This window comes from Agrococcus sp. HG114 (assembly GCF_024723325.1).
GTDB lineage: Bacteria > Actinomycetota > Actinomycetes > Actinomycetales > Microbacteriaceae > Agrococcus.
This window is the reverse complement of record NZ_JANQCH010000192.1, coordinates 1-2,364: the sequence shown is the minus strand read 5'-3', so window position 1 is coordinate 2,364 and position 2,364 is coordinate 1. Positions and strand designations below refer to the sequence as shown.

The window sequence follows — 2,364 nt, the reverse complement described above, 5'->3', positions numbered from 1 at the left end:
GGATCGCGTCGGCCACCGCGCGGGGCGCCGAGTGCTGCACGGCGTGCGGGTGCCCCGGCACGTGCACGAGCCGCGCGCGCGGCGCGCGGTCGCGCAGCTCGCGGCACCAGCGCATCCCGGCGATCGAGTCGCGCTCGCCGCGCAGCACGAGCAGCGGGACCTCGAGCGCGGCGACCCGGCGCTCGAGCGCGTAGTCGAGCATGTGGCGCAGCTGCACGAGGTACCACACCGGCCCGCAGCGCACGTAGTCGCTCGCGATGACGGCGTTCGCGCTCGGCAGCTCGCGCAGCGAGTCGACCGCGAGCGCCCGCAGCTGGGCGAGCGCGGTGCGGTGGCGCTCGTCGGCCACCGGGCCGATCGCCACGACGCTCGAGACGAGCTCGGGCCGCTGGAGCGCGAGCTCGACCGCCCACTGCGCGCCCATCGAGTGCCCCACGAGCACGACCGGGCCCGTCTCGCAGCGCTCGAGCACCGCGCCGAGCGCCGCCGCCATCGCGGCGACGTCGACGTCGCGCGCGGGCTTCGGCAGCCCGCCGAAGCCCGGCAGGTCGACCGAGATCACGCGGGCGCGGGCCGCGAGCACGCCGTGCAGCCGCGCGAAGTAGCGGCGGGAGACGCCGATGCCGTGCACGAGCACGACCGTGGGCGTCCCCGGCGCGTCGGCCGGCGCATCCGCCGTGATCGCGAACGCGAGGCCGTGGGCGTCGACGCGCCGCCGTCGGCGCCTCACGCCCGCGCGCCGCGAGCCGGCACGTCGAGCGTCATGCCCAGCGGGTCGTCGACCGCGGCGGTGAACCCCAGCTCCTCGTAGACCGACACCGCCTCCGGGCTCGAGAAGAGCCCGACGACCGCCTCGGCGGGCGCGTGCTCGCGCACGTGGTCGAGCAGCCGCTCGACGATGCGGGTCGCGATGCCCTGCTCGGAGTGCGACGGGTCGACCATGACGTCCTGCACGTACCAGTAGCGCACCCCGTCGCCGACGAGCCGGCCCACGCCCACGGCACGGCCGCCGTCGGTGACCACGACGCCGTGCAGCGAGCGCTCGAGCGAGCGGTCGATCGACGCCCAGTCGAAGTGGTCGAGCCAGCCGACCGCCTCGGCGACCTCGCGCTGCTCTTCCGCGGTGGGGACCCGGTCCTCGAACGACGTCATGGCGAGACCCTAGGGCACTCGTCCCGCCCCAGCCTGCGCCCAGCCTGCGATGCCACCGTGGCCGCATGACCGAGCACTCCGACCAGCTGCAGACCATCGCCGAGATCATGCGCTCGACGCGCATCGCCTCGCTCGCCTACATCTCGACGCAGGGCGACCTGGTGTCGACGCCCATGGGCACGCAGGACCTCGAGCACCCGGGCACCGTGTGGTTCATCACCGAGCGCTCGACCGACAAGGTCGCGGCGATCGCCGCGGACCCCCGGGTGAACGTCCACTACGCAGGCAAGCAGGGCTGGGTCTCGCTCGCGGGCACGGCGCGGTTCGTCGACGACCGCGAGCGGCTGCGCCGGCTGTGGGATGCGTCGGCCGGCGCGTTCATGTCGGGCGGGCCCGAGGATCCCGAGAACGGGCTCCTCGAGGTGACCGCGACGAGCGCCGAGTACTGGGAGTCGCCCGGCGCCGTCGCGACGGCCGTGCAGCTCGTGAAGGGCCTCGTCACCGACGGCGAGCCCGACCTGGGCGACTCCGGGATCGTCCGGCTCTGACCTGCACGGGCGGCGCTGCCGCGCCGCTCGTCAGCGCGGGTCGGCGTGCTCGGGCGGCCAGACGACCGCGAACCGCTCGAAGACGATCTCGTCGTCCTCCGACCACGCGGCGCCGCGGGCGCGCGCGGTGCGCGTCCAGTAGCGCCGGTGCTCGCGCCGCCACGACTCGAGCGAGCGGTCGTCCTCCCCCTCGTCGGCGGCGAAGCCGGCGTCGGCGCTCGAGAACGGCCCGACCCGCAGCTCGGTGCTGCGCAGGATCGCGCGCGGCGCGCCCGAGCCGTCGCACGCGATCCAGTGGGAGCCGATCCGGGGCAGCCGCTCCCCCGCCGCGGCGAACTCCGCGACGAGCTCCGAGGTCGCGCGCTTCTGGCCCCGCAGCACGAGCTCGAGCAGCGCGTCGGCGAGGCGCGCGGAGTCGCCGAACCCCTCGACCGTGTGCTCGTCGCCCGCGGCGACCGCTCGCGGGTGAGCGGCGACGTACTCGCCCCACATCGCCGCGGCCGCGTCGCGGTCGGGCTGCGCCGCCGGGCGGTCGGGTGCTGGCTCGCTGCTCACTCGCCCATCGTGCCAGCGGTGCACCGCGTACGATGCCGGGCGTGCCGAACGACGTCGACCTCGCCGCGATCGACGCCGCGCGCGCCCTGCTGCGCGCGACCGCCGACCG

The 2,364-nt window shown here is 75.9% G+C and carries 4 protein-coding genes; 1 reads left to right on the top strand and 3 read right to left on the bottom strand.

Annotated elements, in window-relative coordinates; all coding sequences use genetic code 11:
• Together NWP09_RS12465 and NWP09_RS12460 are read right to left on the bottom strand one after the other, a co-directional pair.
• Positions 1–730: alpha/beta fold hydrolase (locus tag NWP09_RS12465; RefSeq protein WP_258275819.1), on the bottom strand; the 730-nt coding region annotated here is incomplete at its 3' end.
• Positions 727–1,152 carry a GNAT family N-acetyltransferase gene (locus NWP09_RS12460; protein WP_258275818.1) on the bottom strand — a complete coding sequence of 142 codons (426 nt, stop codon included), beginning with the start codon at positions 1,150–1,152 and terminating at the stop codon, positions 727–729. The genes NWP09_RS12465 and NWP09_RS12460, both read right to left, overlap by 4 nt.
• Positions 1,153–1,217: 65 nt before the next feature.
• Here NWP09_RS12460 and NWP09_RS12455 point away from each other — a divergent pair, with 65 nt between their 5' ends.
• The gene (locus NWP09_RS12455) at positions 1,218–1,700 is read left to right on the top strand and encodes a pyridoxamine 5'-phosphate oxidase family protein (RefSeq protein ID WP_258275817.1); all 483 of its coding nucleotides are present in this window, start codon (positions 1,218–1,220) and stop codon (positions 1,698–1,700) included.
• A 30-nt stretch (positions 1,701–1,730) separates the two neighbouring features.
• Here NWP09_RS12455 and NWP09_RS12450 read toward each other — a convergent pair whose 3' ends face one another.
• On the bottom strand, positions 1,731–2,192 hold the full coding sequence (locus NWP09_RS12450; RefSeq protein ID WP_258275820.1) for an ASCH domain-containing protein: 462 nt from the start codon (positions 2,190–2,192) through the stop codon (positions 1,731–1,733).
• Positions 2,193–2,364: the final 172 nt, after the last annotated feature.

What these genes read in the sequence shown, in the direction of transcription:
- NWP09_RS12450 (WP_258275820.1), bottom strand. Translation starts at nt 2,192, where the DNA reads ATGTGGGGCGAGTACGTCGCCGCTCACCCGCGAGCGGTCGCCGCGGGC.
- NWP09_RS12455 (WP_258275817.1), top strand. Translation starts at nt 1,218, where the DNA reads ATGACCGAGCACTCCGACCAGCTGCAGACCATCGCCGAGATCATGCGC.
- NWP09_RS12460 (WP_258275818.1), bottom strand. Translation starts at nt 1,152, where the DNA reads ATGACGTCGTTCGAGGACCGGGTCCCCACCGCGGAAGAGCAGCGCGAG.